This is a genomic window from Enterovirga sp. (assembly GCF_028290205.1).
Taxonomy (GTDB): Bacteria; Pseudomonadota; Alphaproteobacteria; order Rhizobiales; family Beijerinckiaceae; genus Enterovirga.
In genome coordinates this window covers 21449-45550 of sequence record NZ_JAQGKF010000168.1, presented here as the reverse complement: position 1 = coordinate 45550, position 24102 = coordinate 21449, and the positions used below count along the sequence as shown (strand labels likewise).

General features: G+C 68.8%; 23 protein-coding genes. 3 read left to right on the top strand and 20 right to left on the bottom strand.

All coding sequences use genetic code 11. From position 1 onward, the window contains the following. Positions 1-43: 43 nt before the first annotated feature. Genes JWR86_RS12220 through JWR86_RS12205 form a run of 4 tightly spaced genes read right to left on the bottom strand, consistent with a single transcriptional unit; the run spans position 44 to position 4066 of the window. Positions 44-1213 (bottom strand): ABC transporter ATP-binding protein, encoded by a 1170-nt coding sequence (locus JWR86_RS12220; RefSeq protein WP_299565707.1) that lies wholly within the window; start codon positions 1211-1213, stop codon positions 44-46. Between the two features lies 1 nt (position 1214). After that, the gene (locus tag JWR86_RS12215) at positions 1215-2330 is read right to left on the bottom strand and encodes an extracellular solute-binding protein (RefSeq protein ID WP_299565705.1); all 1116 of its coding nucleotides are present in this window, start codon (positions 2328-2330) and stop codon (positions 1215-1217) included. 21 nt (positions 2331-2351) lie between these two features. Beyond that, positions 2352-3188, bottom strand: a complete 837-nt coding sequence (locus JWR86_RS12210) for an ABC transporter permease (RefSeq protein WP_299565702.1) — start codon at positions 3186-3188, stop codon at positions 2352-2354. 2 nt (positions 3189-3190) lie between these two features. Further along, the gene (locus JWR86_RS12205) at positions 3191-4066 is read right to left on the bottom strand and encodes an ABC transporter permease (protein WP_299565699.1); all 876 of its coding nucleotides are present in this window, start codon (positions 4064-4066) and stop codon (positions 3191-3193) included. A 637-nt stretch (positions 4067-4703) separates the two neighbouring features. On the opposite strand from JWR86_RS12205, the gene JWR86_RS12200 reads away from it, so the two are divergent. Then, positions 4704-5375, top strand: a complete 672-nt coding sequence (locus JWR86_RS12200) for a GntR family transcriptional regulator (RefSeq protein ID WP_299565696.1) — start codon at positions 4704-4706, stop codon at positions 5373-5375. Between the two features lie 71 nt (positions 5376-5446). Here JWR86_RS12200 and JWR86_RS12195 read toward each other — a convergent pair whose 3' ends face one another. The 15 genes from JWR86_RS12195 to JWR86_RS12125 all read right to left on the bottom strand — a co-directional run bounded on the left by JWR86_RS12195 (position 5447) and on the right by JWR86_RS12125 (position 21321). After that, positions 5447-6847, bottom strand: a complete 1401-nt coding sequence (locus tag JWR86_RS12195; protein WP_299565693.1) for an amidase — start codon at positions 6845-6847, stop codon at positions 5447-5449. A 24-nt stretch (positions 6848-6871) separates the two neighbouring features. Then, positions 6872-8179 (bottom strand): TRAP transporter large permease subunit, encoded by a 1308-nt coding sequence (locus tag JWR86_RS12190; protein ID WP_299565690.1) that lies wholly within the window; start codon positions 8177-8179, stop codon positions 6872-6874. A gap of 7 nt (positions 8180-8186) precedes the next feature. Then, entirely contained in the window at positions 8187-8696 is a 510-nt protein-coding gene (locus tag JWR86_RS12185) for a TRAP transporter small permease (RefSeq protein WP_299565687.1), read from the bottom strand. Between the two features lie 12 nt (positions 8697-8708). Then, a complete protein-coding gene (locus JWR86_RS12180) occupies positions 8709-9686 on the bottom strand; it encodes a TRAP transporter substrate-binding protein (RefSeq protein WP_299565684.1) in 978 nt (325 codons plus the stop codon). A gap of 40 nt (positions 9687-9726) precedes the next feature. Continuing rightward, positions 9727-10380 (bottom strand): DUF4286 family protein, encoded by a 654-nt coding sequence (locus JWR86_RS12175; protein WP_299565681.1) that lies wholly within the window; start codon positions 10378-10380, stop codon positions 9727-9729. A gap of 10 nt (positions 10381-10390) precedes the next feature. Continuing rightward, on the bottom strand, positions 10391-11740 hold the full coding sequence (locus JWR86_RS12170; RefSeq protein WP_299565678.1) for an MmgE/PrpD family protein: 1350 nt from the start codon (positions 11738-11740) through the stop codon (positions 10391-10393). Beyond that, positions 11737-13149, bottom strand: a complete 1413-nt coding sequence (locus tag JWR86_RS12165; protein ID WP_299565674.1) for an MmgE/PrpD family protein — start codon at positions 13147-13149, stop codon at positions 11737-11739. Before JWR86_RS12165 ends, JWR86_RS12170 begins: the two co-directional genes overlap by 4 nt. A 167-nt stretch (positions 13150-13316) precedes the next feature. Next, the gene (locus JWR86_RS12160) at positions 13317-14198 is read right to left on the bottom strand and encodes a polysaccharide deacetylase family protein (protein ID WP_299565671.1); all 882 of its coding nucleotides are present in this window, start codon (positions 14196-14198) and stop codon (positions 13317-13319) included. Next, positions 14198-14962, bottom strand: a complete 765-nt coding sequence (locus JWR86_RS12155; protein WP_299565668.1) for an ABC transporter ATP-binding protein — start codon at positions 14960-14962, stop codon at positions 14198-14200. Before JWR86_RS12155 ends, JWR86_RS12160 begins: the two co-directional genes overlap by 1 nt. Before the next feature lie 8 nt (positions 14963-14970). Beyond that, on the bottom strand, positions 14971-15885 hold the full coding sequence (locus tag JWR86_RS12150) for an ABC transporter permease (RefSeq protein ID WP_299565665.1): 915 nt from the start codon (positions 15883-15885) through the stop codon (positions 14971-14973). Positions 15886-15937: 52 nt separating this feature from the next. Continuing rightward, positions 15938-16930 (bottom strand): ABC transporter substrate-binding protein, encoded by a 993-nt coding sequence (locus JWR86_RS12145; RefSeq protein ID WP_299565662.1) that lies wholly within the window; start codon positions 16928-16930, stop codon positions 15938-15940. 49 nt (positions 16931-16979) lie between these two features. Beyond that, positions 16980-17768: an enoyl-CoA hydratase gene (locus tag JWR86_RS12140; protein ID WP_299565659.1), complete on the bottom strand. Its 789-nt coding sequence runs from the start codon at positions 17766-17768 to the stop codon at positions 16980-16982. 12 nt (positions 17769-17780) lie between these two features. Next, on the bottom strand, positions 17781-18974 hold the full coding sequence (locus JWR86_RS12135; RefSeq protein ID WP_299565656.1) for a CoA transferase: 1194 nt from the start codon (positions 18972-18974) through the stop codon (positions 17781-17783). A gap of 15 nt (positions 18975-18989) precedes the next feature. After that, positions 18990-20309, bottom strand: a complete 1320-nt coding sequence (locus JWR86_RS12130) for an amidase (protein ID WP_299565653.1) — start codon at positions 20307-20309, stop codon at positions 18990-18992. An 82-nt stretch (positions 20310-20391) separates the two neighbouring features. Beyond that, positions 20392-21321 (bottom strand): LysR family transcriptional regulator, encoded by a 930-nt coding sequence (locus JWR86_RS12125; RefSeq protein WP_299565650.1) that lies wholly within the window; start codon positions 21319-21321, stop codon positions 20392-20394. Between the two features lie 277 nt (positions 21322-21598). Here JWR86_RS12125 and dusA point away from each other — a divergent pair, with 277 nt between their 5' ends. Continuing rightward, a complete protein-coding gene (dusA, locus tag JWR86_RS12120; protein WP_299565647.1) occupies positions 21599-22618 on the top strand; it encodes a tRNA dihydrouridine(20/20a) synthase DusA in 1020 nt (339 codons plus the stop codon). After that, positions 22615-23076, top strand: coding sequence for a PaaI family thioesterase (locus JWR86_RS12115; RefSeq protein ID WP_366914581.1), 462 nt, complete (start codon positions 22615-22617; stop codon positions 23074-23076). Before dusA ends, JWR86_RS12115 begins: the two co-directional genes overlap by 4 nt. A 5-nt stretch (positions 23077-23081) precedes the next feature. Here JWR86_RS12115 and JWR86_RS12110 read toward each other — a convergent pair whose 3' ends face one another. Further along, complete coding sequence (locus JWR86_RS12110) at positions 23082-24071, bottom strand: NAD(P)H-quinone oxidoreductase (RefSeq protein ID WP_299565744.1); 990 nt, start codon at positions 24069-24071, stop codon at positions 23082-23084. Positions 24072-24102: the final 31 nt, after the last annotated feature.

The following is a 24102-nucleotide window of genomic DNA, read 5'->3' as shown; positions in this document are numbered from 1 at the left end:
ATGTCACTCCCTGGTTCGCAGAAGGGCCGACGGTGCGGCAGGCTCAGTTCAGGAGCACGGTGGCGCTGTCGAGCTCCCACCGGACCTGGACGGGGTCGCCCGGCCGCATCGCGACCTGCCGACCCGTATTCGCGGCATCGGAAACGATCACGCCCATCGAGCCGAGGTCGACGCGCCGGCGGACAAAGGAGCCCATATAGGTCTCCTCCTCCAGCGTACCGGCGAGCGCGGGCCCGCCGGCCGCCCCTGTCGAGCCGGGCACCACATCGACCTTCTCGTAGCGGAGTGCCACGAACACCGTCCGGCCCACCGCCGCATCGGCCGGCAGGCGGGTCGGAAAGGGCTGGCCGCCGACCGTCAGAATGCCGGAGTCGGTCGCGTCTCGGCTCGCCACCACCGCCTCGTAGAAGTTCGAGTGGCCCATGAACTCGGCGACGAACTTGGTCGCGGGGCGCTCGTACACCTCGCGTGGGGTGCCGACCTGTTGGATGCGCCCGGCATTCATCACCGCGATGCGATCGGACATCGTGATCGCCTCGCCCTGGTCGTGCGTCACGAAGATGAAGGTGCCGCCGATGGCCCGATGCAGGCGTCGAAGTTCCTCCTGCATCTGCAGGCGCAGCTGCAGGTCGAGCGCTCCGAGCGGCTCGTCGAGCAGCAGCACCTCGGGATCGTTGACGAGGGCGCGGGCCATCGCGATCCGCTGCCGCTGGCCGCCCGAGAGCTGGTCGACCTTGCGGTCGCCGTAGCCGGTGAGCCGGACCAGCGCGAGCGCCTCCTCGACCTTCTTGGCGATGTCCGGCTTGGGCAACCGCTTCATCTCCAGGCCGAAGGCGATGTTCTGCGCCACGTTGAGGTGCGGAAACAGCGCCCCATGCTGGAACACCATGTTGGTTCGCCGCCGGTAGGGGAGATCGCCGAGTGCGCTCCGGCCGGCGATCAGAAGATCGCCGCTGGTCGGAGTCTCGAACCCTCCAATGATGCGCAGGAGGGTGGTCTTGCCGCAGCCGGAGGGCCCCAGCAGCGAGAAGAACTCGCCGCGGCGGATGTCGAGATTGGCGGCGTCGAGAGCCGTTGTGGTGCCGAACGACTTGGTGATGCCGCGGATCGAGACGGAGATCTCGCCCGCGGCCTGGCTGGAGGCCGCAGCGAGCCGGGCCCTCTGCTCTTGGGCCTGACCTCGGGGAAGGGGCACAGTGCTCGCTGCAGCCATGTCAGGCGCTCTTCACCTTGCTCCAGGTCTCGATCCACATGTTCATGTTGGTCGGGAACTTGAGCTGGTAGTGCTTCACGCTGCCGTCGAAGATGCCGTAGCCGAATTCCTTGCGGAATTCCGGGGTCAGGTTCTCCTGGGCGAAGGTCGAGGCCGACAGGTAGCCGGAGCCGTTCGACAGCTCCTTGGCGTAGCGTTCGCCGAGCATCGCGTTGATGAGGGCGTGCGCGCCCGCCACATTGCGCGAATCCTTGGGGATGTAGGACGCGCTGATCAGCGAGAGCACGCCCTCCTTCGGCCAGGAGCCCGTGATGTTGAACCCGCGCTTCTTCAGCTCGTTGCGCATCGGCGCGATGCCGTAGCCGACCGCGATCTCACCGCTGGCCAGCAGGTTCGAGCCCTGGGCGAAGGTCGTGTAGAAGGTGCGGACGTTCTTCTTCTTCGAGATCAGGAACTTCGAGACCTCGTTCAGCTGGTTCCGGTCCATCTTCTCCGGCTCGGCGTGGCCGAGATAGAGGCCGGCAGCCATGAGCATCTGGTGGGCGACGTCCCACCAGCCGATCCGGCCGGCATATTTGTCTTCAAACAGAAGGGACCAGGACTGCGTGTACGGGTCGTCGTCCGGAACGACATCGCGGTTGTAGAGGATCGAGTCGAAGCCCCAGCTATGGGGCACCATGTAGACCTTGCCGTCGCGCTGCCCGATGCCTTCCTTGGAAGGCTCGTTGATGAACCGCATGTTCGGGATCAGCGAGACGTCGATCGGCTGCACGCGCTCCGCGCCCGCCTTGGGGCCCATCACCACGGGATGGGAGAAGGCATAGGAGCTGTTCATCAGGTCGTAGCGGGCGCCGCCGGGCGCCGTGAGGCGCGACACGGTGTCGGTCCCGGACAGGAAGGCGCCTTCCTTGATGGTGACCTTCGCCTCGGCCTCGGCGATCGGCTTGAGGCTGGGGCTGAGCATGGCGTTGACCATGAGGGCGGTGACCTCGGCGCCCTGGGCCGCGGCCGGGCCGGCGAGGCCGAAGCCGCTCAGCGCCGCCGCGCCGGCGAGAGTGCCACCGAGGAAGTGGCGGCGGTCCAGGCTACCCCGGCCGTCAGGATCGAAACTCGACATCCTTGTTCTCCCTGGTTGAACTTAGCCGGTGCGCGAGGCCCGCGCGGAGGCCGCGAAGCCCACGAACGACACGAGCATCGAGATCACGGTGATGAGGACCCCCACGGCGGGGAGGAACGGCGCCATCTGATCGGACAGCAGCGTCCAGAGATGGACCGGCGCGGTGCGCTCGTTGCCGATCACGAACAGGGTTCGGATGAACTCGTCGAAGGAGAGTGTGAAGGCGAACATCGCGGTCGCGACCACGCCGGGCCGGATGATGGGCAGGACCACCCGCCGGAACACCGTGAAGGGCCGCGCCCCGAGGTCGGCCGCGGCCTCTTCCAGGCTGCGGTCGAGGCCGTGGATGCGCGGAAACAGCGTCAGGAACGCGAACGGCAGCACCCAGGTGATGTGCACGGGCAGGGCGCTTGACCAGACCCCGAAGCGCATTTCGCCATAGCCGAAGAACACCAGATAGATCACGCCGCCGACGATGCCCGGGATGAGGATCGGCAGCAGGATGATCTTCATCAGCAGTGCCTTCAGCGGGAATTCCTGACGGAAGCCGAGGGCCATCAGAAGCGCGAGCAGCGTGGCGATCACCGCGCTGACGACGCCCAGCATGAAGCTGTTTGCGATCGACCACATCATCTCGGGCGATCCCAGCACCTCGCGGTACCAGCGCAGGGTGGCGCCCTGCAGCGGCAGGCCGATGGTCTGGGAATCGTTGAACGACAGGACGACCAGAAGCAGGATGGGCAGGTACAGGAAGCAGTAGAACAGCCCGGCATAGAGCCACAGCAGGATGCGGCGCGCGCGCTCGCCGCGCTGGCGCACGTCCAGCGGCGGAGAGGATCCGGCGGCGAGAGCAGCCACGTTCAGCCCCCGATGAAGATGTCGTTCAGCCGGACGCGGCGGCCGAACACGACAAGGCAGAGGAACACGACCAGGACGAGGATCACGGACAGGGCCGCCCCGAGCGCCCAGTTGTTTGTCACCGTGTATTGAGGGGCGATGACGTTGCCGAACATCATGCCGGACGTTCCGCCGAGGAGCTGCGGCGTGACATAGGCCCCGCAGGCCAGCAGGAACACCATCACGCAGCCGGACAGGACGCCCGGCATGCTGAGCGGGAAGGTCACCCGCGCAAAGGTCCGGAACGGCCCGGCGCCGAGATCCGCGGCGGCCTCGATGAGCTTGCGGTCGATCCGATCCAGCGACAGGTAGATCGGCAGCGTCATGAACAACGTGTAGACGTAGACGAGGCCGATATGCGTGGCGCCCTCATTGTAGAGCAGCCAGTCCAGCGGCTGCGAGATCAGGCCCATTTCCATGAGCACCGTGTTCACGAGGCCGTTGCGGCCGAGCATGGGCAGCCACACGAAGGTCCGGACGACATAGCTCGACCAGAACGGCAGGAAGAGCAGAACAAGAAAGAAATTGCGCCTGCCGCCTCCGAGCGAGGCCAGAAAATACGCCATCGGGTAGCCGGCCAGAAGCGACAAGGCCGTGACGGTGGCCGCGATCCGCAAGGTCTGGAGGAGGACCTGCACATAGACGGGGTCGTCGGCAATGACCCGGTAATTGTCGAGCGTGAAGTCGGTTGTCGTGCCGAAGATTGACGAGGTCCAGAACGACATGGCGAACAGCAGAACAAGCGGGGCCACGCCGAACACGAGCAGCCACAGCGCTCCCGGCACGACGAGCAGCGGGCGCAGATCGCGCCGGCCCGCAACCTTGGCGGTCGCGGCCACGATCACGCGCCCGATGCCGGGACGTGCGCCGGCTCGTCGCGCCTCACCGAGACCCGTGTGTCCGGTCCGGCTTCCTGCCAGCAAAGTCGCTTGCCCACCTGATCAGGTCTCCTCAGTTCCTCACTCGAGCAGCTGGCGCGTGTTGTCGCCGGACCGGGGGTGGATCTCGTGCCCCGTCAGGCCGTCCGACTTTCCGGCTGCTGGCAGCGGCCGGAGAGGACAGCCCTACAGGCCCAGACCACCAGTCGCGCCTCGGCATCCCCCGATTGTATACTGTACACGGGGGATGCTCGCCCATAAACCGATGTGAGGCAAGCGGGTCGGCAAGTGAATGTGCGACTTTGGTAGGCAGGCGGGCCAAGATTCCGGGCTCCTTGTTCCGAACGGTGTCACAGCCCGTCGCCGGGGCGCCCGGGGCGCTGCGGCCCAGCCTTCGGGCCCCGATCCTGCCGCCTCCAGACTGCCCCCGCGGGCCCCGGGTGTGTGTTTCCGTGCCGCATAACCTCTGGCTGCAAGGCAGGAGTTGCTGATGAGTCTTCGTCACCGGCGCGGCGCTGCCGAGGGCGCTGACATCACGCCGCCCGAGCGCAGTTTCACAGCAGGCGCAGAGCAGGCGAGGGGCTTTGCGATCCCGACCGTGATCGGCGCGGAGGTCGCGCGCGCGCTGTCGACCGAGATCATCACCCTGCGGCTCGAGCCTGGCTCTCGCCTGACCGAGGAGGAGGTCTGCGCCCGATACGGTGTCAGCCGGTCGCCGGTGCGCGAGGCGCTGAAGGTGCTCGAGGCCGACGGCCTTATCGTCCGGTCGGCACGCCGCGGCGTTCGGGTGACCCCGATCAGCCGGCAGGATCTCGACGAGGTCTACACCTGCCGTGCGGCGCTCGAGGGTCTAGCTGCGGCCGGAGCCGCCAAAAATCCAGACCGCGTCGTCGACGTCGAACTCGCTGCGTTGCTGGTTGCGCTCGAGGCCGCCATCAGCTCTCGGCATGTGGGGCAGTTCTTCGAAAGCAGCGTCGCGTTCACGTCGGCGCTTCATCGGCATTGCGGCAACAAGACCCTGACCCGAATGCTCGACGGCATCGACAAGCAGGCGCGGAGATACCGGTATCTGGCGCATGCCTGGACGCATGAGATGCTGGAGATATCGCTCCAGAACTACAAGGAAGTATCGGAGGCGGTTGCTCTTCGGAACGGCCCGATGGCCCAGCGGAGGGCGACCCGCATGATGCGGCGGGCGCATGCCGTCATCGGCCGGGCCCTCAGCGAGGCCTATCCGGGCCTCGATGGCGGCGGGGAGGGGCCCCGCTAGGGGCCACCCCGTTTCGCGCCGGCCGCCGGAGCGGCCGGGGGCCCCACCTCAGCGGGACGCCGACCTTTGGATCAGGCCAGTCCGGGCGGGCGGCGCAGATGCCACTCGGTGGCGTTCTGGTAGGCCCAGCCGATCCGCAGCGCGGTGGCCTCGTCGTAGCCGCGGCAGACGATCTGCAGCGAGGTCGGCAGGCCGCCGGCGCCCGCGCCGTTCGGCAGCGATACGGCGCACAGATCGAGGAAGTTGCCGAAGCGGGTAAAATGCGCCGGCGCCGTGGTCTGGTCGACCTCGTCCAGCGGCAAGGCGGTCGTCATGGTGCTCGGCGTCAGAAACGCGTCGATGCCGTCGAGCGCGCGACCGAACACCTGTTTCATCTCCTCACGCTGCTGCAGCGCATCGATATAGGCCTGCGCCGTGAGGGTCCGGCCCGCCAGGATGCGCGGCCGGACATGCGGGTCCAGCGGGCTGGTCTCGTCGTCGACGAGTTCGTGATGCAGCGTGTAGCTCTCGGCCGCCATGATGCGCAGATTGAGCGCCGCCACGTCCGCCAGTCCGAAGGGCAGGGCGACGTCGACGATCTCGGCTCCGAGCCGCTCCAGCTCGACGAGCGAGGCGTCATAGGCGGCCAGCACCTCGGCCGAGGCGTAGGTGCGCTCCGTGTCGGGCATGCGAGCCAGCCGCAGGCCCCGGATGCCGCGCTTGAGCCCGGGCAACGGGTCGCTGGCCGGCAGGCGCTCGGTCCGCGGCTCGAGCGGATCCGGGCCCTGCATGGCCATGTAGAGAACCGCGGCATCCTCCACCGTGCGGGTCATCGGGCCGGGCGTGTCGAGCGTCGGGCTCAGCGGCAGCACGCCGTAGGTGCTGATCCGGCCGACGGTGGTCTTGAGGGCGGTGATGCCGCACCAGGAGGCCGGCATCCGCACGGACCCTCCGGTGTCCGTGCCCACGGCCCAGGGGGCGAGACCGGCCGCCACCGCGACGCCCGAGCCGCTGCTTGAGCCGCCCGGGGTGCGCTGGCGGTCCGGGTCCCACGGGTTCCAGGGCGTGCCGAGGCGGGAATTGGTGCCCCAGCCGCCCATCGCGAACTCGACCGTATGAGTCTTGCCGAGCACGATCATGCCCTGCGCGATCAACCGGCGCGCCAGCGTGGCGGTGCGGGTGGCCCGGCGCTGCCGCCAGGCCTCCGAGCCGCCCGTGACGATCCGGCCTTCCATCTCGATCAGGTCCTTCAGGGCGACCGGGATGCCGTGCAGCGGCCCGATCGCGTGGCCCGACCGGATGGCGAGATCAGCGGCCTGGGCGGCTTGGCGAGCCTCGTCCGCATAGACCTCCACAAAGGCCTGCAGCTTCGGCTCTTGCCTCCGGATCCGGTCGAGATACGCCTCGGTGAGATCGACCGGAGACAGGCGCCGGGCGACGATCTCCTGCGAAAGGTGAGAAACGGGCAGCAGGGTTGGGTCGGTGGTGGTCATGCGGGCCTCGGTCGCTGGTCGTCGTTAGCGGGCTGAGAACATCGTCTGGGGCAGCCAGGTCGCGATCTCCGGAAAGATCGTGATCAGGACGACGCCAAGGCAGAGCACGAAGAAGAACGGCATTACGGACCGGGCGACGTGCAGGATGTTGTGGCCGGTGAGCCCTTGCACGACGAACAGGTTGAAGCCGACCGGTGGCGTGATCTGCGCGATCTCCACGACCAGCACGATGAAGATGCCGAACCAGATCAGGTCGATATGGGCGGCCTCGACCATCGGCATGATGACCGCCGTCGTGAGCACGACCATGGAGATCCCGTCCAGGAAGCAGCCGAGGATCAGGAACAGGATCGTGAGGGCAAAGATCAACCCGTAGGGCGACAGGCCCAAGGTGCCGATCCAGCTCGCGAGCGCCCGCGGAATGCCGGCATACCCCATCACCACCGACAGGAAGGCGGCCGCCGCGATGATGAAACCGATCATGCACGACGTGCGCGTCGCCCCGTAGAGGCTCTCCTTGAAGTTCGCCCAGGTCAGGCTGCCCGACACCAGCGCGACCAGCAGCGAGCCGACGACGCCCAAGGTCGCCGCCTCTGTCGCCGTCGCGACGCCGGTATAGATCGACCCGATCACCGCCACGATGAGCAGGACGGTCGGCAGCAGAAGACGCAGACGTTTCAACTTTTCGCCAAACGGAAGCGAAGGTTCACGCGGCGGCATCTTGTCCCGGTTCAGCATGGACCAGATCATGATGTAGCCCATGAACAGGCCCATCATCATCAGGCCGGGCAGCACGCCGGCGAGAAACAGCCTGGCGATCGAGACGTTGGCCGACACTCCGTAGACGATCATGATGATCGACGGCGGGATCAGCAGGCCGAGCGTGCCGGAGGCGGCGAGCGAACCGATGCTGGTCGGCTCGTGATAGCCTCGCCGCTTCAGCTCCGGCAGGGACATCTGGCCAACGGTCGCGGCCGTCGCGGCCGAGGATCCGCTCACGGCCGCGAAGATGCCGCAACCGATGACGTTCACGTGGAGGAGGCGGCCAGGCAGTCGCGTGGTCCAGGGCGCGAGGCCGTTGAAGAGATCGTCGGCGAGCTTCGTGCGGAACAGGATCTCGCCCATCCAGACGAACAGGGGCAGGGCGGTGAGCGTCCAGCTGCTGACGGCACCCCACAAGGCGGACGGCATGACGAGGTCGATCGGCGCATCGGCGAACAGCAGCATGCCGATCAGCCCGACGCCGATCAGCGAGGCCGCGACCCACAGCCCTGAGGCGAGCAGGAGCAGCAGTGCCAGCGCCAGGATCGGGCTGTAAAGAAGGGGATCCATTTCCGTCCTATTCGGTAAAGGCGTCGCCGTCGGCGCGCTCGTAGCGGGGCTCCTCGCCGCGGATCACGCGCACGAGTTCCTCGATGACGGCGATCTCAAACAGCACCGCGCCGAGGGCCATGGAGATCTGCGGGATCCAGAGCGGGACCGGCATCATGCCGGTCGAGACGTCCCCGAACGCGTAGGAATCCATCACGAGCTTGATCGAGAACGCGGCAAACAGCCCGCCCACGACGGTCAGGAAGGCGAGGCACCAGCACTCGAGTGCGTGGCGCAGCCGCCGCGAGACATGGATCAGCAGCAGGTTCACACGGATGTGGCCCCCGCTGCGGAAGGTGTGGGCGAGCGCCAGAAAGGTCGCGGCCGCCATCGCGTAGCCGGCGAGATCGCCGGCATCAGGGATGACGACCCCGATCATGCGGCCCACAACCTGAGACAGGGTGAGGGCCGCGATCAGCACCATGAAGACCGCCGCGAGGACGATCCCTAATGAATAAAACCTATCGAGAATGCGCATGCGGTTCCGGGCTCAACCTTTGCGGTAAGCGTCGAGGATCTTCTGGCCATCCTCGCCGGCCGCCTTGGACCATTCCTGAATCAGCTGATCGCCGATCTTCCTCAGCTCGCCCATCAGCTCAGGGCTGCCCTCACGCACGTCCATCCCCTTCGAGCGAAGCGTGTCGACGAGCTTGCCCGTTTCCTCGGCCTGAAGTTTCCAGCCGCGCTCCTCGGCGACCTTGGCAGCGGCCATCACGGCTTCCTGGGTCTTCGGATCGAGGCGGCTGAACACGCGCTCGTTCGCGATGACGATGTTCCAGGGCGCCATCGCCTTCACGTCATAGTAATACTTCACGAAGTCCCAGGCCTGCGTGTCGACGCCTGTGGCCGGCGAGGTGATCATCGCCTGGATGACGCCGGTCGAGAAGGCCTGCGGCACCTCCGATTGCTGCACCGTGACCGGGATGGCGCCCATCAGCTCGGCGAGGCGCCCCGTCACCGGGTTGAAGGCCCGGAAGCGCACGCCCTTGTAGTCGGCGACCGACTTGATCTCCTTGCCGGCGTAGAAGGAGTTCGGCGGCCACGGGACCACGAACAGGAGACGGATGCCCTGCTTCTTGAGGCGCTCCTCGATGAACGGACGAGCCGCCGCGAGAAGCTTGCGGTTCTCCTCGGCGTTGGTGGCCAGGAACGGCACCGCGTCCACGCCGAAAACGGCGTTCTCGTTCGAGTGGATCGACATCAGCAATTCGCCGAGCTGGACCTGTCCGGTCTGCACGGCGCGCTTCACCTCCGGCTGCTTGGTCAGCGAATCCTCGGGGTGGATGACGATCTCAAGCTTGCCGGCGGTGCCGGCCTTCACCTCTTCCGCAAACTGGAGAATATTGCGGGTGAAGTAATTCCGCTCATTCGAGCGGACCGGCATGTTCCACTTGTCGGCAAGGGCAGCGGAACTTCCCACAGCAACCGCGAGCGCGGCCGCGAGGGCGGACTTCAGGGGTCGGTTCATGTTCTACCTCCGTGTCTGATGTATAAGGCGGTCGGCCGGCTCAAAGATCGCTTTTCGCAAGATCCCACATCAGGCGGTAGGTCCCAGTCGAGACAACCTCGGCGCCCGGCGACGCGAAGCGCGTCTCGATCAGCTCCCGCACGGCCGCCAGATCGGTGCCGTCGATGAGCACGTACCAGTCGCCCGCACCCGGATTGGGGTCGTTCGGGTTGGTCAGGTTCCTGGACAGCTCGGGGTCGCTCTCGACGAGGTGGAGCGAGATGATGCCCGGGAGCGTGCCGGGATCGAGCAGGCCGGCGAGCTTGGCCCGGAGGCTCTCCTGCGAACCGGCGGCCGGCCGCAGCCGAACCACGCCCATCACCGCGCCACGGCCCTGGCCGCGGCTCTCCGTGATGCGCCCGACGGCGCGGCCCGGGTTGCGGAAGTTCGAGATGTGCGTGGTCGACCAGTCCGTCTGGTTCGCTAGCACCTTCTTGTAGGCCGGGCTGCTGAGCGCCGCGAAGGTGTCGGTCGAATACGTGCAGAAATACTTGGTCGGTGCCTTGTCGGCGATCCAGCGGCGCGCCTCGAGGAAGCCCTCGATGCCGACCCGCTCCGCCAGGTGCTCGCGGTCATACCAGAGGTTGAAATCGGCCTCGGCTGCCGGATCGACGTCCATGGACGTGATGAGCATTCCCTTTCCGGCCAAAGGCATGTCTGAACTCCTAGTGAAGGTCACGATGGGTGAATTGGTGGGTGAGCCCGGCAATCGCTCCGCCCTGGTCGAGAGCGAGAGCGGCGCGGATCACCGCACGCGTCTCGTCCGCGTCCCGTCCGGCAGCTGCGATCAGGGTTTCGGCCTTGGCGATCAGGGCATCGCGTGACAGCGGATTTTCGGGGTCGCCAAGCGCATCGTGCACCGCGACAGCGACGGTCGTGCCATCCTGGTACCGGGCTTCCAGGCCCGAACCGAAACGGCGGGGGTAGGCGGAGCCATAGGGCTCGCTCACGGCGACCGTGATGCGGCGGCGAAGCGCGGCGATGTCGGCCCGGCCGAGCCCGGCAGGCTCAAAGGCGGCGAGCTGGGGCGGGCCATCGATCAGTGTCGCGGCGATGGCGTGCTGCAGGCTGAACTTCGCCTCGATGCTGGTTCGGGGCTCGGCGCGGTCGCAGAAGGCGACGGCGTCCGGGTAGGTGCCAACTTCGATCGAGACCGGCAGGACCTCGGGGCGCTTCTGGCGAAGCACCAGCGCGGCGTCGATCGCCGCATGGGCGTGCCGGCAGGCGGGCCACGGCTTGAGGCTGGTCTGGGTGACGAGCCAGGCGCCATTCGGCTCGGACGTGACGTCGTCGGGCCGGGCACCCGGCGCCATGCCGGCGAAAAGGCCCTGTTCGCCCTCCAGGATGAACCGGGCTCCCGTGAGGCCGAAGCTCGCCAGCAGGGCTGCCGCGTAGCCGGCCTCCGCGGCTCGGGCGTTGTGGAGCTGCTTGGTCATGACCGGCTCGTGCCGGCACTGCCAGAGGCCCGCCGCCTGCGTGCCGGCGTTGCCGAGCGCCGAGACGAGTTGCCCGTCATCGAGGCCGAGGAGGTCGCCGACGGCCGCGGCCGCACCGAACGGGCCGCAGGTGCCAGTCGGATGGAAGTGGCGATAATGCCCAGGGCCCAAGGCCCGGCCCAGGCGGATCATCGCCTCGTAGCCGCGCACCACTGCGTCCAGGAAGCGCTCCGCCGAGGCCCCCGTGGTCTCCGCGGCCGCAAGCGCGGCCGCAATCACCACCGGGCCGGGATGGAGGATCGCCTCCCGGTGCAGGTCGTCCATCTCCAGGATGTTGCCGAAGGCACCGTTGGCGAAGGCGGCCGCACGACCCTCGACCCTGCCGCCTCCGACCACTGCGGCGGGACCGGGGGCGCGAGCGCGCGCCTCCGCCCTGAACACCGCGCCCGCGTCAGTGGTGGCGCCGAGGATCGCGCATCCGACCCAGTCGAGCACGTGCAGGGTCACGTGCGTCCGGATCTCGGCCCCGACCGGTCGGCGCAGAATGGGAACGAGCCGCTCGGTGAGGCTCGGGCTCAATGCGCACCCGACGGGGCGAGCATGCGGGGGAGGGTGGCCACGTCCTCGACCTGGTCGAACCGGGCCACGAGCCCGATCAGCTCGTCCCGCAGCGCAGGCGCAACCGCCGGGCGGGCATAGCTGCAGCACCGGGCGAACTTGTCGAGGTTCTCGGCTTCGGTCAGCGCGGCATCGGGGTGGCCGTAGATGGCCGGAATGGTCACGGCGAACTCTGCGCCGGTCTTCAGGCGCACGACCACGCGCTGCGGGGCGATCGCATTCTGGTCCGGGTTGTCGTCCGGCGCGAGGCGAATGCGGGCCGCATAGGCATGAACGGCTTCATCGTTCAGCATCTCGGGCGAGCCGAAATCGGGCACGTCGACCCGCCCGCGCGCCAGATAGGTCCCGGCCACGAAGGGCAGGCACAGCTTGGCGTAATTGGAAGAGGGGTTCGGCACGTTCGGCCGGCCCATCAGCCGCATCACCACCGGCGGCACGTGGACGACGACCTCGGCGATCTCGTCCGCCGCGAAGCCGTGCTCGCCCATCAGGCGGCGGAGCCCATCCACCCCGCCATGGCTCAGGCGGCCGCTCGGAAAGGGCTTGTGCGACAGGCGGGTGATCTGGGGAACCCGGCCGAGCTCGGCCTGAATCGGGGCGGGGTCGAAGGAGCCGTTCTCAAACAGCGCGAAGTAGCCGAACGGGCCGTTCAGGAAGTCGCGCGGTCCGGTCAGGCCGGCCTGGGCAAGGTCGATGGCCGTGACGGCGGCCCGGGCGTTGAAGGCGATCTGCAGCCCGAGGGCGGGTGAGCCCTCGACATGGGCCTGCATGGTTCCGGACACCTGTCCGAAGTGGATGCCGAGGGCGGCCCGGACCTGGTCCGCGTCGAACCCGGCTGCGCTCGCCAGAGCCGCGGCCGCCCCGAAGCCCCCCGCGGTGGCGGGGCGAAAGAACCGAAGGCCGGAGGCAGTGGCCGCGCCGAGCAGCCCGGCCATGTCGACCCCGACCACCATGGCGGTGAGAAACTGCCGCCCATTGACCGGCCGGCCCCTCGCGGCCTCGCGCTCGCTCCAGGCAAACAGCGCCGACAGGAGCGTCGCCATGGGGTGAACCACGGCCTGCTCGTGGATGCAGTCGAATTCGAGCGAGTGGATCAGGTAGGCGTTGGCGAAGGCGGCCGACGGGGCCGGGAGCCGCACGCCGCTGCCCCAGGCGGTCGCCTCAGATCCGTCGCCCCATTGTCGGGCCGCGCGCAGCACGCGCGCCGCATGGGCGTCCGAGGTGCCGGCCAGACCGACGCCGATCGTGTCGAGCAGGAACGTCTTGGCGCGCGCGACCGCCACCTCCGACACATCCCCGAATCGCGTGTCCGCGATATGGGACGCAAAGGCGCCCACTGTGTCGAACGGGGAGGTGTCCGCCGGGCTCACCGGGACGGCTCGTCCGATGGCGGGGCCGCGACCCGCTGGCCGTCAAACAGAAACATGATCCTCGGACTGGGCTGGGCCGGCACAGGGGCGGCCACGGGAACCATACGGGTATGGCCGAGCTTGGCAGAATAAGAACTTTGGGCAACCAGATTTCGCATAATGCGAATTCAGGGGGGCGGGGCGGGCTCGTGCGCGGCATACCAATCCGCGATCTCGGCCCCGGTCACGAATTTCACCTGCGGCGAGGCGGACAGGCGATCGACCATTCGCTCGAGCTCGTGAAAGCGGTGCGGCACGCCGATCAGATGTGGATGCAGGCCGAGCGCGAGCACGCGGGTCGCGCTCTGGGCCTCGCGCTCGAACAGCCGCAGGGTGTGGTCCAGGCGGTTCGACATCTCGCCCGTCGCGTGACGTTCGACGGCATAGATGACGGAATCGTTGATCTCGAGGTTGTAGGGCATCGCGAGCAGCGGCCCGTTGCGCGTGGTCATCCAGGACGGAACGTCGTCGATCACCCAGTCGAACACGTAGTCGATGCCGAGACCCTTCAGGATGTCCGGCGTGTCGTCCGTCTCCCGCAGACCCGGCGAGAGCCAGCCGCGCGGCCGCACCCCCGTGAAGGCGGCGATCCGGTCGATGGCTTCGCCGATCACGGCCCCTTCGCCGCCCTCGGCGTGGTTCAGCGCACGCTGGTGCATGCCGTGGCCGATGAATTCCCATCCGGCGTCGCGCATCGCGGCCGCCGCCTCCGGATAGGCCTCGATCACGCCGGCGTTGAAGCTCGTGGAAGCGGGCAGGCCGCGGCTGCGGAACAGGTCGAGGATGCGGGCGAGCCCGGCCCGCATGCCATAATCCGCCCAGGAGAAGTTCGGGACGTCCGGCACCGTCTCCCGCCCGTGCGGCGGAGTCAGGATGCTGCGCGGCATCGGATCGCTGAAGCGCCAATGCTCTACGTTGACCACGAGGTGGGCCAGGATGCGCTTGCCGTCGAGCGCGGGCAGCGGCGGCCGGCTCGAGCTCAGCCGGTAGGGAACCCGGGGATTGGCCATCAATGGGCTCCGTGCGCGACCTTCATGTCCGTCATGATCATGCCCTTATAGGCCATGAATTCAGGGGTGATCAGGCTGTCGATCGAGCGGGGGCGGGGCAGCTCAACGGGGATTTCGCGCGTGATGCGGCCCGGGCGGGCCGACATCACGCAGATGCGGTCGGCCAGCAGCACGGCCTCGTCGATATCGTGCGTGACGAACAGCACGGCGATGCCGAGCGTCTGCCACACGTCGAGCAGGAGCTGCTGCATGGTGAGCCGGGTCTGCGCGTCGAGCGCGCCGAACGGCTCGTCCATCAGCAGGGCGCGCGGGTTCATGACCAGTGCGCGGGCAATGCCGACGCGCTGCCGCATGCCGCCCGAGAGCTGCGCCGGCAGCGCATCCTTGAACGCCTCGAGGCCGACGAGCCGCAGCATCTCGCGGGCCCGGCCCTCGTAATCCGCCTTGCTCTGGCGCTGGACGCGGGGTCCGAAGGTGATGTTGTCCCAGACCGTCAGCCACGGGAACAGTGAGGCTTCCTGGAACACGACGCCCCGGTCGGGGCCCGGACGGGCCACCGTCTGCCCGTCGAAGGTCAAGTCGCCGTCGCTGAGCGGCTCGAACCCGGCCAGCAGGTTCAGCAGCGTGGACTTTCCGCAGCCCGAGGGCCCCAGGAGGGCGACGAACTCGCCCTCCTGGATGGTGAGGTCGACATCGGCGAGCGCCCGGACCGCGGTCTTGCCGCTGAAGGTCTTCGAGACGCCGTTGAACGCGATCAGGCTCATGCGATCACTCAATTCTGGAAGCTTTGGAGCCGGCGCCAGCCGAGCAACCAGTGCTCGAGAGCGAGGATCAGCCGGTCGCTGAGGTAGCCAAGCAGGCCGATGGAGGCCATGTCCGCGATGACCACGTCCATTCGGCCGATGTAATAGGCGTCCCACAACACGTAGCCGAGGCCGGATTTCACGGCGACCATCTCGGCCACGATGACGGCGGTCCAGCCGATGCCGAGCCCGATGCGCAGGCCCGTGAAGACGGACGGCAGGGAGGCCGGCAGGATGACCCGCAGCAGGATGTCCGACGGGCGGGCGCCCATCATCAGCGCGGCCCGGATCCAGTTCTTCTCGACGCCGCGCGTGCCCGCCGTGGTGTTGATCACGATCGGGTAGAAGGCGCCGAGCGCGATCAGGAACACGGCCCCCATGCTCTCGATGCCGAACACGGCGATCGAGAAGGGGAGCCAGGCCGTGATCGGGATGGGGCGCAGAACCTGGATCAGCGGGTCGAAGGTGCCGGCCGCGAGCCGGTTCCAGCCGATCAGGATGCCGAACGGCACGCCGATCAGAGTGGCGAGGGCGAACCCCTGGCCGACGCGCTGCGCCGAGTACAGGACGTTCGACAGCCAGGTTCCGCTATAGGGGTTCAGCCCGAGGCCGGCCTGGCCGAAGGCCCAGGTCTGCCACGCCGCCCAGACGCGGTCCGGCGTGGGCAGAACGCCCCCGAACAGAGATCCGGTGCCCCGTCCGGCAAGCTGCCACAGGATCAGCAGCAGCACCGGCACTGAGACGGCCAGCACGAGGCGCCCCGGGGCCGTGTTGGTCAGGAGGTGCGCCACTCCCGTGCGCTGGGGTTGGGCGGGCGCCCGCCTGACGGGGGCTGGGGCGGACAAGGTGTGCCCGTCCGCCGGCAATGCTTCGCTCTGTGCCATCGCTGTCTCCAGGCAGCCGTCGCCCCCGAGGGGACGACGGCGGACCCCAAAATTATCGCCCCGTGGCCTTGGCCACGAAGGAGGCGTCCCAGTACTTCCGGATTTCGCCCGACATGTCCTTCTGGATCACGCCGAGATCAGCGAAGGCCTTGGCCTGTCGCTCGAGCTGCTCAGGGGAGATCACTGCGCCGAGCGTGATCAGCTTCGAGGCCTCGGTGGCGATCCGGGGGTCGACGCCGGTCAGGCGGGCATAGGAATCGGCGAACCGGGCCGGGTCGGCCGACAGCGTCTCCTGGGCCTTGATATAGGCCCACACGAAACGCTCCACCGCGTCGCGCTTCGTTTCCACGGCCTTGCGGCTCGCCGCGATCATGCCCAGCTCGGCTCCGACCGCCTTCGACTCGCTGTATTCGAGGTTCTTGGCGAAGAAGCCGTAGCCTTCCAGGACAGGGATCGACTCGAAGGGCTCCCAGCAGACGATCGCGTCCACTTCGCCGCGCTGGAGCGCCTGGTTGAAATTCGCGCCGCCGCCCTGGATGTTGATGGCCTGGAAGCTGTTATACGGCACGCCCTTCTCGGTCACCGTGGCGGCGAACTGGAACCACACGGCCGAGCCGGGGCCGATGGCGACCTTCTTGCCCTTCAGGTCTTCCCAGGAATCGAGCTTCACGCCCTTGCGGCCGATGACGTACTTCTTGGAGCCGCCGACGCCCATGATGCCGACCATGTTGGTCGAGCCCTGGGCGAGGCTGATGGCGAGGTCAGCCGGGGCCACCGCGGCCGCGTCGAGCGAGCCGGCCAGGAGGGCCGTGCGGGCGTCGGCGTAGCGCGAGAACTCCACGAGTTCGATCTCGACGCCGAGCTTCTTGGTTTCCTCGGGAACGAGGGACAGCGGCGCGAGGTGTCCGACTTTGACGTAGCCGATGGTCAGCTTGACCGGCGTGGCCAGGGGTGCCGGCGCCGGTCCGACCGCGAAGCCCGGTGTCGCGGTGAATGACAGCCCGGCCGCGACGGCCATTCCTAACAGTGACTTGATGATCTTCATGGCTTTCCTCCGTTAGTGGACGCCGCGGCCCGAACGGCGCGATTGTTTTCTACCGGCCCCTGAACCGGGGCTCCCGGCGCTCGCGAAAGGCGGCCTGCCCTTCGTTATAGTCCTGGCTCGCCACGCAGGCTGCAACGGCGGCCGCGACCGCTCCGACGTCGCGCTGGCCGAGCGGCTTGGCGAGTTCGAGCAGACTGCGCTTGGCCGCCTGCAGCACCAAGGGGGCGTTGGCCGTGATGGATGCCACATAGCTCTCGACATCGTCGGCGAACGTCGCGTCGGCGAAGACGCGCTGGACGATCCCGACCGACCGTCCCTCCTCGGCACCGAGGATCCCTGCCGTGAACACGATTTCGGCCGTGGCGGCGGGGCCGATGCGGTCCACCAGCAGCGAGACGTTCTCGTGTGCATAACCCAGGCCAAGGCGCGCCGCCGGCAGCCGGAAGCGCGCGGAGGCCGAGGCGAGCCGGAGATCGCAGCACAGGGCGATTTCGAGGCCGCCGCCGAAGCAGATGCCCTTGATGGCCGCCACCGTGGGCTTTGCGGCGCCGCGCAGCGCTTCCAGGCCCACATCGACGATGTGGTCATAGGCGGTGGCGGCCTCTGGGCCGGAGCGGTTCGTGCCGAATTCCGAAATGTCCGCGCCGGCGCAGAAGGCCCGTTCGCCAGCCCCGGTCACCAGGATCACTCGCACGTTCGGGTCGTTGATCGCGGCCTCGACGCGGTCCGGCAGGCGGCGCCACATCGCGAGAGACATGGCGTTGTGGCGAGCTGGCTGGTCCAGCGTAATCCTTGCCAGCGGGCCTTCGATCGTGAGGCCGACATCCCCTGAACTCACCGCGTCTCTCCCTTATACGACCTGGGCGGCCCGTAGATCGGCGACCGCCTGGGCGTCCAGGCCGATCTGCGCCAGCACCTCGTCCGTATGGGCGCCCGGGTCCGGGGTCGGAGCCGCGATGCTGGCGGGCGTGCGGGACAGATCGATGGGCTGTCCGACCAGGCGGATGTCCCCCAGTTCCGGATGCCGAACCGGCACGGCGATGCCGAGATGTTCGACCTGCGGGTCCGCGAAGACCTCGTCCACCCGATACACCGGTCCGGCCGGAACGCCATGCGCCTCGAGATCGGACAGCCATTCGGCCGAGGTTCGGGATGGGAAGATGGCGGCCAGCTCGGCCTTGAGTTTGGCCCGGTTTCGGAAGCGCAGGTCCTGCACGGCGTAGTCCGGGTGGCCGAGGAGGTCGGGCCTGTTCAGGGCGCGGCAGAACGCGGCCCACTGGCCTTCGCCGGCGACCCCGATGTTGATGTAACCGTCCTGGGTGCGGACAACGCCCATGGGGGTTGAATAGGGGTGGTCGTTGCCGGCCTGGCCCGGGACCTTGCCCTCCACCAGGTACGCGGCTGCCTGGAAATCCATCATGGCGATCTGCGCCTGCAGCAGCGAGGTCTGCACCCACTGGCCCTGGCCGGAGCGTTCGCGCTCGGCGACCGCCACCATGATGCCGGTCGCGGCATACAGGCCGGCGGCGGAATCCGCGACCGCGATGCCGGCCCGCATGGGACCCTGCTCGGGTTCGCCCGTGACCCACATCAGCCCGCCCATGCCTTGCGCGATCTGATCGAACCCGGCCCGGTCGCGGTAGGGGCCGGTCTGCCCGAAGCCCGAGATCGAGGCCAGGATGATGCGCTCGTTCACGGCCCGCAGGTCGTCATACGTGATGCCGAGCCGGCCCTTCACGTCGGGACGGAAGTTCTCGACCACCACGTCGGCGGTTTCGACCAGCCGCATGAAGATGGCCCGGCCTTCCGGCCGCTTCAGGTTCAGGGTCAGCGAGCGCTTGTTCCGGTGCAGGTTCTGCATGTCGTAGCCGAGCCGCTGGCCGCTCATGCCCTCGTTCGGATCGACCCCCTGCGGCGCCTCGATCTTGATCACGTCGGCACCGAAATCCGCCAGCACGCGGCAGCAGGTCGGCCCCGCCCTGACGCGGGTGAGGTCCAGCACGCGCAGGTGCGAAAGCGCTGAGGAGGGTGCAGGTGCCGTCATGCGGTCCTCTCGGTCCTAACCGGCCTGGGAGAGAGCGGGGGGAATGCGGCCATGCCAGTCGCTGACCGCCTGGACGCGGGCTGCGAGGGCCAGGAGCTGCCGCTCGCGGTGGCGGCGGCCGATGATCTGCAGGCCGATCGGCACGCCGCGCTGATCGAACCCGCAAGGCAGCGACAGCGCCGGCAGGCCGAGCAGGTTCACGAAGCGCGTGAAGCTGCTCATCCGATAGAGCACACGCGGCTCGAAGGCCGGATTCTCCGGGTCCGCCTGGCTGGCGAGCGGCGTCTCAAACGGCAGCACGGGCAGCAGGGCCACATCGGCCTCGCCGATCCAGTCCAGAAAGCCGGCGAGGAGGCGGGGGCGCTGCCCGAGGCTGTCGGCGAGTGCGGCCTCGCCGATCTCCTCGCCCTTGGTGAGCCGCCGCCGCAGCGACGGCGAGAGCCGCCCGTCGGGGTAGGCGGCCGGGCGGTGCGCGCGGGCGCTCTCGGCCTGCATGACCAGAAGCGTGTGACGGTCGATCTCGTCCACCCCGCCCGTCGACCCGACGGAGCCGATGGCGACGCCCGCGGCGCGCAGGGCCTCGATCCCGGCTTCGGCGGCGCGTCTCACCCCGGGTGTCGCCTCCTGGATCCATTCGGCCAGCACGACCGCCGTGGTGACAGGCCGCTCGTCGGCCGGGGCGGCGCCGGACACCACGGGCCAGACCAGCTGCAACTCGGCGGCGCTGCGGGCGAAAATCCCGACCGTGTCGAGGCTCGGCGCGAGCGCCATGCTGCCCGAATCCGGGACGGCGCCATGCGTCGGCTTGAGCCCGGTGACACCGCAGCAGCTCGCCGGGATGCGGACCGATCCGCCCGTATCCGAGCCAAGCCCGAGCACGGCCGCGCCGGCCGCGACCAGGGCGGCGGAGCCGCTGGACGAGCCGCCCGACACCACGTCCGGGTGCCAGGGATTGAGGGTGCGTCCCCGCACCCCGTTATAGCCCGAGGGCTCGTAGGCGAGCTCGGTCATGGTGGAGACCGCGACCTCGACGGCGCCGGCCGCATCGAGGCGGTTCAGGATCTCGGCGCTTGCCGCCGGCGAGGGCCCCTGCGGCCGCACGCCCCCCCAGCCGGCATGCCGGCCGACGCGGTCGAACATGTCCTTGGCCACATAGGGCAATCCGCCGAGTGGAGCGGTGCCGGATGCGAACGCCCCGGCCGGAGGCGCGGCAACGCTGACCACGGCGTTCAGCCGGGTGCCGAGCTCCGCCAGGCGGGCCCGGCAGCGCTGCGCTTCCTCTCCGCGCTGGTCGGGAGAAAGCGACGTCCAGTCCGGGAAGTGCAGGTTCGGCATCGGCTCCAGCCGGCATCGCGGAGGGCGCCCGCCCTCCACTTAAGGCAAAGCTAGTTCAGCGGCCGGCCCGTGAGAAACTGAATTAGGAGCGTTCTGTTTTCGCAAGATTCGAACGCTCGTCGGCCCGGTCGCTCAGCAGAAACGCCAGCAGCCGCCGCGTCGGCGGGTCGAGTTCCTCGAACGACCGCACGCAGAGCGCGAAGTCGCGATGCGCCCAGGGTTCATCGAGATCCACCACGCTGAGGTCCAGCGCGTCGGCAAAGGGCCGAAGCCCGTGTTCCGGCAGGATCCCGACACCCAGGCCCTTGCTCACCATCAGCCCGACCACCTCGAAGCTGCTGACCTGCACCCTGACCTTCAGGAACTGGCCGAGCTTCCGGGCTTCCTCGGCCAGCAACCGCCGCACGGCCGTATTGGTTTCCAGCGTGACGATGTCCTGGCCCAGGATTTCGGCGAACCGGAGTCGGTCCCGGCTTGCGAAAGGGTGCGAGCGCGGCACGGCGACGGCCAAGCGGTCGCCGCCGAACGGGAAGCTGGTCAGCAGCTCGCTCTCGCCGCCGACCACGATTGCCCCGATGTCCACCCGCTTCCGCGTCAGGGCCTCGAGCGTGCCGCTGGTCGGATGCTCCTCCAGGTCGAGCTTGATCTCGGGATTGTCCTGGATGAAATGCGACAGGTCGGAGGCCAGCCGCTGCACCAGCACCGAGCTTGAGGCGCTGATCCTGACATAGCCCCGGATGCCGGAGCGGTGCTCGTCCAGCAGGCCCGACACCTGCTCGGTCAGGTGCAGCATGTCCCGGGCGTAGCGCAGCATGGTCAATCCCGCCGCGGTCGGTTCGACGCCATGCGGGCGCCGCGCCAGAAGCTGGCCTTTGGCGCTGTCCTCCAGGAGGCGGATGCGCCGGCTTGCCGCCGAGGGGGCGAGATGAAGGCGCTCGGCCGCCCGGCTGAGGCTGTGCAGCTCGCAAGCGAGCACAAACAGCTGCAGCGTCTTGATGTCCTGGCGGTTCATGAACACACGGTCTCGGCAGCCCGGAATGCGAGTAACGCGAATTCACCCGGGCCGGAACTCGCTCCCGGAAGGCTGAGGCGTGCCGCGTGGCCGCGCCTCTTCGGCGCAAGACGGCTTCCGGCAGCGGCGCCTCAAGATCGCCGCGGGGCGCCCGCATGCTTCCCCACGGCCGCCCCCCTCCGCTACAGCATGGGCTTCCGGGCTACAGCATGGCTGGAGTTGGGGCGCGTCTTCGGCGGCAGCGGGCCGGCAACCGAACAGGAGCGAGCGGGTCTAAGTGACGGGCGGGTCGAAACCTTCGAGCGAGTTCAATCCATGGCGCCTGTCGGTCGCACCGATGATGGATTGGACCGACCGGCATTGCCGGGTGTTCCACCGCATCCTGTCGCGGCGCGTGCGGCTGTATAGCGAGATGGTGACGACCGGGGCCGTGCTGCACGGGCCGCGCGAGCGGCTCATCGGGTTCGATCCGGCCGAGCACCCCGTCGCGCTTCAGCTCGGCGGGTCCGAACCGGCGGCGCTGGCGGCTGCGGCCCGTATCGGGGCCGAGCACGGCTACGACGAGATCAACCTCAATGTCGGCTGCCCGTCCGACCGGGTGCAGGACGGCCGCTTCGGCGCCTGCCTGATGCGGGAGCCGGGGCTCGTCGGCGATTGCGTGGCGGCCATGAGCGCGGCCGTCGCCGTGCCGGTCACGGTGAAATGCCGCCTCGGCGTGGACGATCAGGACACCGAGGAGGCGCTGTCCCGCATGGCCGAGAGCGTGTTCGCGGCCGGTGCCGCGCACCTGGTGGTGCATGCCCGCAAGGCCTGGCTGCAGGGGCTCTCGCCAAAGGAGAACCGCGACGTGCCACCGCTCGATTACGGCCGCGTGCACCGGCTGAAACTCAGCTATCCGGACCGGGTGATCGCTATCAACGGCGGCATCGCCACGCTGGCCGGGGCCGAGGCTCAGCTCGCCCATGTGGACGGCGTGATGATCGGCCGCGCGGCCTACCATGAGCCCGCGCTGCTGCTCGATGCGGACCCGCTCCTGTTTGGCGAGCCGGCCCCGGTGGCGGACGGGTTCGAGGCCCTGGAACGCTTCGAGCCCTATTGCGCGGCGCGGCTCGCCGAAGGCGTGCGGCTGTCGTCCATGACCCGCCACCTGCTCGGCATCTTCAACGGGCGGCCCGGCGCGCGCGCCTTCCGGCGCCACCTCGCTACGGCCGGCACGCGGCCCGGCGCCGGGCTGCACACGATCCGCGAGGCGGCCGCGCTGGTGTCGCGCGAGCCGGGGCTGGAGCGGGCGGCGTGAACGAGGTGTTCGCGCCGCGCGATCCCCTGTTCGCGGAGCGGGTGCGGGCCAGCTTCGCCCGCCAGACGCTGATGGCGACGCTCGGGGCGTCCCTCGCCCGCGTTGAGCCGGGCGAGGTCGACATCCTGCTTCCGCACGCCCCGGGGATCCTGCAGCAGCACGGCTTCGTGCATGGCGGAGCGGTGACGTCGATCGCCGATTCTGCGGCCGGCTACGCCACCCTCACGCTGGCGCCGGTCGGGACCGGCATCCTGACGGTCGAGTTCAAGATCAACCTCTTGGCTCCCGCCAAGGCGGCCCGGCTCGTCGCATGCGGCCGCGTCGTGCGGCCCGGCCGCACGCTGACCGTCGCTCAGACCGAGGTGTTCGGCCTCGACCCGGACGGAAGCCGGGTTCAGGTGGCGCTTCTGACCGCGACCATGATGGCGCTCGAGGGCAAGGCGGGCGTGGTGGACTAGGCCGATCAGGCCTCGTCCCGCACCCTCAGCATGATCTTGCCGATATGCTGGCTCGTCTCCAGCAGCGCGTGCCCGCCCGCCGCGTCGGCGAGCGGGAAGGTGGCGTGGATCACCGGCCGGACGGACCGGTCCGCCAGTTTCGGCCACACCTTGTCGCGCAGCGAGCGGGCGATGGCGGCCTTCTCGTCGACCGTGCGGGGCCGCAGGGTCGAGCCGGTCAGGGTCAGGCGCTTTCGCATGATCGGCTCGAGATTGATCGTCGTCTTTATGCCGCGCAGGAAGGCGATGGAGACGTGGCGACCGCTCTCGGCCATGCAGGCGATCGAGCGGGGCACATAATCGCCGCCCACCATGTCGAGCACCACGTCGACCCCGCGCCCGCCGGTCGCTTCCTTGACGATCTCGACGAAATCCTGGTCCCGGTAATTGATGGCCCGCTCGGCCCCGAGTTCGAGGCAGGCCGCGCATTTCTCGGGGCTGCCCGCGGTGGTGAACACCCGCGCGCCGAAGGCGCGGCCGAGCTGGATGGCCGTGGTGCCGATCCCCGAGGAGCCGCCATGCACCAGCAGGCTCTCGCCGGGGGCGAGCCGGCCGCGGTCGAACACGTTGGTCCAGACGGTGAAGAAGGTCTCGGGGATGGCCGCGGCTTCGAGCAGGGAATAGCCGTCCGGGACCGGCAGGCATTGCGGCGCCGGGGCCACGCAGTATTCGGCGTAGCCGCCGCCGGCGACGAGGGCGCAGAGCCGGTCGCCGACCTTCCAGTCGGAGACGCCCTCGCCGAGTTCGGCCACCCGTCCGGCGACCTCGAGGCCGGGAATGTCGCTCGCGCCCGGGGGCGGGTTGTAATGGCCGGTCCTTTGCAGCGCGTCGGGCCGGTTGATGCCGGCGGCCACGACCTCGATCAGCACCTCCCCGCGGCCGGGACGCGGGCGCGGCCGCGTGGCCGGCTTCAGGACCTCCGGTCCGCCCGGGCTCGTGATCTCGACCACCGTCATCGTGTCCGCCACGCCGCTCTCCTGTGCTGTC

Bases quoted from the DNA above. Each gene is read 5' to 3' on its own strand.
- JWR86_RS12160 (WP_299565671.1), bottom strand. From the start codon at position 14,198: ATGGCCAATCCCCGGGTTCCCTACCGGCTGAGCTCGAGCCGGCCGCCG.
- JWR86_RS12175 (WP_299565681.1), bottom strand. From the start codon at position 10,380: ATGCCTTTGGCCGGAAAGGGAATGCTCATCACGTCCATGGACGTCGAT.
- JWR86_RS12195 (WP_299565693.1), bottom strand. From the start codon at position 6,847: ATGACCACCACCGACCCAACCCTGCTGCCCGTTTCTCACCTTTCGCAG.
- JWR86_RS12130 (WP_299565653.1), bottom strand. From the start codon at position 20,309: ATGCCGAACCTGCACTTCCCGGACTGGACGTCGCTTTCTCCCGACCAG.
- JWR86_RS12150 (WP_299565665.1), bottom strand. From the start codon at position 15,885: ATGGCACAGAGCGAAGCATTGCCGGCGGACGGGCACACCTTGTCCGCC.
- JWR86_RS12135 (WP_299565656.1), bottom strand. From the start codon at position 18,974: ATGACGGCACCTGCACCCTCCTCAGCGCTTTCGCACCTGCGCGTGCTG.
- JWR86_RS12125 (WP_299565650.1), bottom strand. From the start codon at position 21,321: ATGAACCGCCAGGACATCAAGACGCTGCAGCTGTTTGTGCTCGCTTGC.
- JWR86_RS12110 (WP_299565744.1), bottom strand. From the start codon at position 24,071: ATGACGGTGGTCGAGATCACGAGCCCGGGCGGACCGGAGGTCCTGAAG.
- JWR86_RS12220 (WP_299565707.1), bottom strand. From the start codon at position 1,213: ATGGCTGCAGCGAGCACTGTGCCCCTTCCCCGAGGTCAGGCCCAAGAG.
- JWR86_RS12180 (WP_299565684.1), bottom strand. From the start codon at position 9,686: ATGAACCGACCCCTGAAGTCCGCCCTCGCGGCCGCGCTCGCGGTTGCT.
- JWR86_RS12215 (WP_299565705.1), bottom strand. From the start codon at position 2,330: ATGTCGAGTTTCGATCCTGACGGCCGGGGTAGCCTGGACCGCCGCCAC.
- JWR86_RS12145 (WP_299565662.1), bottom strand. From the start codon at position 16,930: ATGAAGATCATCAAGTCACTGTTAGGAATGGCCGTCGCGGCCGGGCTG.
- JWR86_RS12155 (WP_299565668.1), bottom strand. From the start codon at position 14,962: ATGAGCCTGATCGCGTTCAACGGCGTCTCGAAGACCTTCAGCGGCAAG.
- JWR86_RS12185 (WP_299565687.1), bottom strand. From the start codon at position 8,696: ATGCGCATTCTCGATAGGTTTTATTCATTAGGGATCGTCCTCGCGGCG.
- JWR86_RS12190 (WP_299565690.1), bottom strand. From the start codon at position 8,179: ATGGATCCCCTTCTTTACAGCCCGATCCTGGCGCTGGCACTGCTGCTC.